The 5241-nt window shown below is 51.7% G+C and carries 4 protein-coding genes; 1 reads left to right on the top strand and 3 read right to left on the bottom strand.

Going from position 1 to position 5241, the window contains the following annotated elements; genetic code table 11:
* Positions 1-366: TraR/DksA family transcriptional regulator (locus NOG12_RS12780; protein WP_313933458.1), on the top strand; the 366-nt coding region annotated here is incomplete at its 5' end.
* Between the two features lie 37 nt (positions 367-403).
* Here NOG12_RS12780 and NOG12_RS12785 read toward each other — a convergent pair.
* Genes NOG12_RS12785 through NOG12_RS12795 form a run of 3 tightly spaced genes read right to left on the bottom strand, consistent with a single transcriptional unit; the run spans position 404 to position 5045 of the window.
* Positions 404-3442 (bottom strand): efflux RND transporter permease subunit, encoded by a 3039-nt coding sequence (locus tag NOG12_RS12785; RefSeq protein ID WP_313933459.1) that lies wholly within the window; start codon positions 3440-3442, stop codon positions 404-406.
* An 11-nt stretch (positions 3443-3453) separates the two neighbouring features.
* A complete protein-coding gene (locus tag NOG12_RS12790; protein ID WP_313933460.1) occupies positions 3454-4506 on the bottom strand; it encodes an efflux RND transporter periplasmic adaptor subunit in 1053 nt (350 codons plus the stop codon).
* Complete coding sequence (locus tag NOG12_RS12795) at positions 4503-5045, bottom strand: TetR/AcrR family transcriptional regulator (RefSeq protein WP_313933461.1); 543 nt, start codon at positions 5043-5045, stop codon at positions 4503-4505. Before NOG12_RS12795 ends, NOG12_RS12790 begins: the two co-directional genes overlap by 4 nt.
* Positions 5046-5241 lie beyond the last annotated feature (196 nt).

Consider the following 5241-nt stretch of genomic DNA (forward strand, 5'->3'; position numbering starts at 1 on the left):
CCGAAATCTATAAGGCGTCAATACGTCCTAAAATGGACGCTTACGCCGCAAATGCCATTTCAGGAATTTAAAAGTCGCCTGCTAGCCCGAAAATTAGAATTGGAGCGCCAGGTCGCTGCCATTGAGCGCGACTTTGCGCAAGGTCGCAGTGCTGACTTTGCCGAACAGGCAACCGAACGTGAGAATGATGAAGTATTAAGCGCCATAGAACAAAAAGATCGGCAAGAACTGGCACAAATCAACAGAGCGCTTGGCCGAATGGAACACGGCACTTACGATAAATGTGCCCAGTGTGACGAGGCCATTAAATTGGCACGTCTTACCACTATCCCCTTTACTGAGCTTTGTATTCGCTGCGCCAAGTAACTACAGGGCCGGCAAAACCGGCCCTGTTTTAACCAGCTCAGGCCGGTTTTATCCGAAACAGCATGGCATACAGTACCGGCACCGCGACCAGGGTTAATACCGTAGCAAAGGCTAAGCCGGCCATTATCGTTACTGCCATACTATTGAAAAACGCATCCCAAATCAGCGGGAGCATCCCCAGAATAGTCGTTAGCGCCGCCAACAGCACTGGCCGGATCCGGCTGACACTGGCCTGCACTATCGCCTGAACCTTATCGCTGTTTTGCTGAATTTGCAGGTCAATTTCGTCTACCAGTACGATGGCGTTCTTCATCAGCATGCCTGATAAACTGAGAAAACCGAGCAATGCGGTGAAACCAAGGGGTAGACCCGTTGCCAATAAACCGGCGGTCACGCCACAGATAGACATCGGCACTATTAACCAAATCACCAGCGGTTGCTTCAGCGCACCGAACAACAGAATACTGATCACCAGCATCACGATAAAACTTAAGGGTAATTGCGCGGCCAGCGATTGCTGGGCTTCTGCGGAGCTTTCATATTCACCGCCCCAACTCAGTTGATAACCAGCGGGTAATGGCAGCGCCTCAATTTTCGGGCGAACCAATTTTAGGGCCTGATCGGCCGTGTAACCCCAGGCCGGTTCAGCTTCAACGGTAAGGGTTCTTAACCGGTCGCGGCGCTGAATTATCGTTTCTTCAGTTTGGGTTTGCAGCCCATTAATCACCTGCGTAATCGGAATATAGGTATTATCGTTAGCACTCCAAATCATCCGATCCTGCAGCCGGTCAATATCAAACCGCTCGGATGCTGGCGGCCGCACCACGATGGGAATTTGCTTATCATGTTCGCGGTAGACACCACTGCGTACACCGGTGCTGGCAAACTCCAGTGTTTGCGCCAGATCAGTGCGATTAATACCGGCAATCCGCGCCCGCTTTTCGTTAAAGTCCGGTACGATCACCAGTTCGCGTTGCCGCCAGTTATGCCGTAAATCGGTGATAGCCGGCTCTTGACGCATTAATTCAGTAATTTGCTGGCCGAGCTGCCGTAAGATGCGCTCATCCGGGCCAGATACCCTGGCTTGCAGCTTAGCGCCACTGCCCGGCCCAAACATCAGTTGCTGGGTGTAGATCTCAGCCTGCGGTAAGCGCGGCGGCAGTTCAGTGCGCAGCCGCTGCATCAGCGGAGGGATCTGGTCTCGGTGTGCGGTACGGATAATCAATTGGCCATAGGCGGCATTCGGCTGCTCCGGTGCGTAAGTCAACATAAAGCGACTGGCACCCGAGCCAACGAAACTACTGACTGATTCGACTTCGGGTTGCGCCATTACAAAGGCTTCAATTTCTGCCAGATCACGCGAGGTAGCGCGAATATCTGAGCCCTGGGGCAAGAAGTAATTCAAGTAGAAAATTGGCGTGTTCGACGCCGGGAAAAATACCTGCTTTACTTGCCCGAAACCGATAACACTAATTAGCGTTAGCAGCGCCAAACCGCCCAGAGTTAGCGCACGTTGGCGCAAGGCAAAGCGCAATACCCTGACATAACGCTGATAAAAACCGGCAGCATAGGGATCGGCAGCGGCACTATTGGCATCGACTTTAAACAAATAATGCGCCAGCAAAGGGGTGACACTAATCGCCAGCACCCAACTTAACAGCAATGAAATCGCGATGACGGCAAACAGCGAAAACAAGAACTCACCGGTACTATTCGGCGACAGGCCAATACCAGCAAAGGCCATAATGCCAATCACGGTCGCGCCTAACAGCGGGATCTGGGTACGACTGGCCGCTTCATCCGCCGCCTGCCGTGAACTCTGGCCACGCTGCATATTAATCAGCATGGTTTCTGCGACCACGATGGCGTTATCAACCAACATGCCCATGGCAATAATCAGCGCGCCAAGCGAAATCCGCTCCATCTCGATATTGGCCAGTTTCATAAAGAATACGGTACCCAAGACGGTAAGTAACAAAGTACCGCCAACGACTAAACCAACCCGCCACCCCATGGTCAGACACAGCACCGCAATAACAATGACCACGGACAAGATCAGGTTAACAATAAAGTCGTTAATGGCGTTATCCACCACGACATGTTGCTGATAGATCGGATGCAGGGTTACGCCAAGCGGGATACGCTCTGCCAGTTTCGCCAGATGCTGATCAACCGCTTTACCTACATCGACAATATTGGCATCGGTCAGACCGGAAATCGCCAGCGTAAAGGCCGGTTTGCCATTAAAGCGAATGATTTGCGATGGCACTTCAACTTCATCCCGGCGCACTGTTGCAACATCAAAAATGCTTAGTTGCTCGGTTGAGCCCGGTTTTCCAATCCGTAAATTTTCAATTGCCTCAATTGAATCCAGGCCGGGTTTGCTGTTCAGGCGAATCCTTTTGTCACCCACCTGCACCGAGCCGGCTTGTGCTACCGCATTTTCAGTTTGCAGAGTATTGACCACTAACTGCAAAGGCAGACCGATCCCGAGCAAACGCTCATGCGAAATTTCTACGCTGATTTGCTCTTCCGGTTCGCCGGCGGTCTGGACTTTTGCCACCCCAGGCACCGTCAGCATCTCACGGCGTAAAAAAGTAGCCAGCTCGCGTACTTCGCGATCGGAAAAACCGTCAGTTGTCACGGCATAAAAAATACCAAATACATCACCGAAATCATCATTGACGATCGGCTTCATTACGCCGGTGGGCAGGCGAATACTGGCATCATTAACCTTACGCCTGAGCTCATCCCAAATCTGTGGCATCTGACTGCCGTCATACTTATCCTGAATTTGCACCCGGATTTCCGATTTACCCGGCATCGACTTGGAGGTAATACGCTTTAATTGTGATAATTGCTGAATAGCGGATTCCAGCAATTCCGTCACTTCCTCTTCCACTTCCAATGCCGTTGCGCCCGGATAATAGGTCACAATATTCGCCTCTTTCAGCGTAAAGGCCGGATCTTCTAAGCGGCCAATACTGACCAATGCCCAAAGTCCGCCCAAAAAGCACAGCATAATAAACAGCCAGGTATTAACCTGCTTTTCAATTGCATAACTGGCAATCCGCATCAGAAGGCTCCTTAGTAGGCCACAAAGGGCTGCACCTGCTGCCCGGGCTGTAACTGATAAATCCCGGCAGAAACCACCTGCTCGCCCCGGTTCAGGCCACTGAGCACTTCAATCTGTTGCTCACGCACCGTGCCAACCTGTACGGCAATGCGCTGCACAGTTTGGGTTTCGGGCTGATAGCGCCAGACATAAAATTGTTCCGGTGTGGCGGTATCCAGCGCGGATACCGGAATCAACACGGCGCTGTCGGTTGCTACCCGCTCAGTCACCACATTAACCGTCATACCTGGTAATAAATTAACTTCCGGTAAACGCGGCATCGCAAAAGACACCTGATAGGTTTGGGTTAACGGGTCGACTTCGGTAGCATGTTCCCGGTATGCCAGAGGATAGCGTTCGCTGGCAGCTTCTGATAACCGCACTGAAACCAGATAGTCACTGGTATCCCTGACCTGGCGCATAATCTGTTCCGGCACGTTAATATGTACACGCAATTCGGAAATATTTTGCACTCGTAACAATGGCGTACCGGCAGCAACAGTGGCAAAACGTTCTACCAGCCTGCGGGTAACCAGCGCATCAAAGGGCGCTTTAAGTTGGGTGTAGTCCAGATTACGGCGGGCATTTTCCAGCGCCACCCGGGCAATTTCAAAATTGGTTTGCAGCTGATCAAAGGCAGACGGGGTTAAAATTCCCTGTTCACGCAACGGCTTGCCACGTTCCAGATCTCGACTGGCCTGCGCCAACTGCACTTCAGCCTGCTCGACGGCCAATTGATAGTCTGCCGGGTCCAATGCGGCCAGTAATTCTCCGGCAGGAACGACTTGTCCTTGCTGCACCGATAATTCGGTTACCCGGCCACCGACCTGAAACGCCAGATCCACTGTACTGACCGCATCTATACGGCCGACAAAATGCCGGCTATTGGCCTGCTCTTCGCCATTCACGGTATAGAGCTTCACTGTCGGTACCGCCACTGCGGCCGGTGGCGGTGCTTCTGAGCAGGCAGTTAAACCAATAACGATACTCACAACCCACCAGGGCGATTTAATTGCCATCTTCATGCTTGTAGCTCCCGTGCCTGTTGCACTAATTGTTGTTCCAGCGCGCTGCGCTCTGCTGCGGTAAAAGGGGATAAATTCAATAAATTGTGATAAATCAGGGCTTCACTGGCCAGTAACAGCAAGGTTGCCTGCAATGCATTGCCATGTTCAGCCTGAATTTGCTGCAGCACATCCTTATTGTGTTGCTTCACCGGCTGTAACAAAGCTGGCTGCTCAGCCGCCGCCGCCAGAATCGCCATTGCGGTATTGCCGGCAATCTGCCGGGTAAAGTGAGCGCGGTTTTGCAATACCGCTGCCAAGGTCGAGCTTTCTGTGCGCTCTTGCAAGCTACGCTGGCACTCAGCTTCCTCTATCAACTGTTGCACCATGGCACTAATTAACGCCTCTTTACTGGGGAAGTGATAAATCAAACCACCTTTACTGACACCAGCGACTTTGGCAACCGCATCCAGCGTCACTTTACCGGCGCCTTTTTCAGCGGCAACACTGAGTGCGGCCTGAATGATTTGACTGTTAGTCAGTTGAGATTTTTTATTCAAGGATAAGCTCCCGTGCCGAGGCCGGATCGAAGCCGCCGTAGCCACAAAAATACCGACCGGTTGGTGCAGTAAATTATTATAGGCGAATCCAGGTAAACCGCAACTGAAGCATTAAAAAATGACTATATTATGGTGAACTTGACTAACACCCGTAAGCGTCCATTTTAGGACGTCCTATTCCCACTTAAGATCGCGC

It is taken from the genome of Pseudidiomarina fusca (genome assembly GCF_032227045.1).
GTDB lineage: Bacteria > Pseudomonadota > Gammaproteobacteria > Enterobacterales > Alteromonadaceae > Pseudidiomarina > Pseudidiomarina fusca.

Bases quoted from the DNA above. Each gene is read 5' to 3' on its own strand.
- NOG12_RS12785 (WP_313933459.1), bottom strand. From the start codon at position 3,442: ATGCGGATTGCCAGTTATGCAATTGAAAAGCAGGTTAATACCTGGCTG.
- NOG12_RS12790 (WP_313933460.1), bottom strand. From the start codon at position 4,506: ATGAAGATGGCAATTAAATCGCCCTGGTGGGTTGTGAGTATCGTTATT.